We start from the raw sequence: 1,160 nt of genomic DNA, 5'->3' as shown, positions 1-1,160 counted from the left end.
CACCCCCTATAATAGCAGAATTCAAGTTATAAACGCAACTCTCTCCTATGTTTTTTAAGTGTATTAATAAATTCGATTGGAGTATAATATTCCAACCTTTTTCTTGGTCTTGAATTAATTAAATCTTCGACAGTTTCTACTTGTTGTTCAGTCACTTCACTAAAATCTGTCCCCTTAGGAAAGTATTGCCTTACTAATCCATTTATATTTTCATTTGCTCCTCTCTCCCAAGAATGATAGGGTCTGGCAAAATAGAAATTAATTCTCAATTTTGTCTCTATTTTTTTATGAAAAGCAAACTCAAATCCATTATCTGAGGTTATAGTGAAGATTTTCCCTTTAAATGATGTTAAACATTTAATAGTTGTATCTGCCATAGTTTTGGGATCACGCCCTTTAAGTTTACGTATCCATAAGCGTCCGGTTAGTCTGTCGTTAATAGTCATTAATGCACTCTTCCTATTCTTACCAATAATAGAGTCTATTTCAAGATCACCAAAGCGTTTACGTTCCTCAACGATGGAAGGTCTTTGATCAATACTTTTGCGATTTTGCAAAATACCTCTATTGTTGTATTCGGAACCACGTTTTTTATTTTTTCTACCTTTCCGACGTAGATATTTATAAAGATCTCCTTTCTGACGTTTATCTTTCCAAATCCACTGATAAAGCCTTTCATGAGAAACCATGGGAATTAATTGTAATTTGCATCGGCCAGAGATTTGTTCCGGACTATAATTAAATTCTATTAGCAGATGCTTTGCAAGATCCTTCATGTCTTGGGTAAAGACTACTTTCCGATGGCGACATTTCTTTCTTAAGTCAGCTTTCTTTTGAGCGGCACGGGGCATGTACTGATGCCAGGAACCGTAAGAATTACGGGCAATTTCACGGCTAATGGTACTTTTATGAACCCTTACCAGAGAGGCTATCTCGCTTTTGTTTTTTCCACTGTGAAGATATGCAGAAATTTCATATCTTTGTTCTTGGGTTAAATGTTTCATCTTGTAACTGATTTTGTAGGAGATTGAGGGAACAAGATAATTATTTTATCCCATCAGAGAAAGGCGGAAGATAAACATCTTCCCCTTCTCTGAAAAAATATTCAATCTAAAATTCCATCAGTTGCATTTAACACTTGAATTTAGGATAACAAAAAA

The 1,160-nt window shown here is 34.8% G+C and carries 1 protein-coding gene; it reads right to left on the bottom strand.

Features of this window, described 5'->3' with window-relative positions:
• Positions 1-26 precede the first annotated feature (26 nt).
• The gene (locus tag BUC21_RS16190) at positions 27-1,004 is read right to left on the bottom strand and encodes an IS30 family transposase (RefSeq protein ID WP_073404358.1); all 978 of its coding nucleotides are present in this window, start codon (positions 1,002-1,004) and stop codon (positions 27-29) included.
• Positions 1,005-1,160: the final 156 nt, after the last annotated feature.

This window comes from Bacteroides luti (assembly GCF_900128905.1).
GTDB classification, from domain to species: Bacteria; Bacteroidota; Bacteroidia; order Bacteroidales; family Bacteroidaceae; genus Bacteroides; species Bacteroides luti.
The sequence above is the reverse complement of the archived record's forward strand: the minus strand, read 5'-3'. Positions and strand labels throughout refer to the sequence as shown.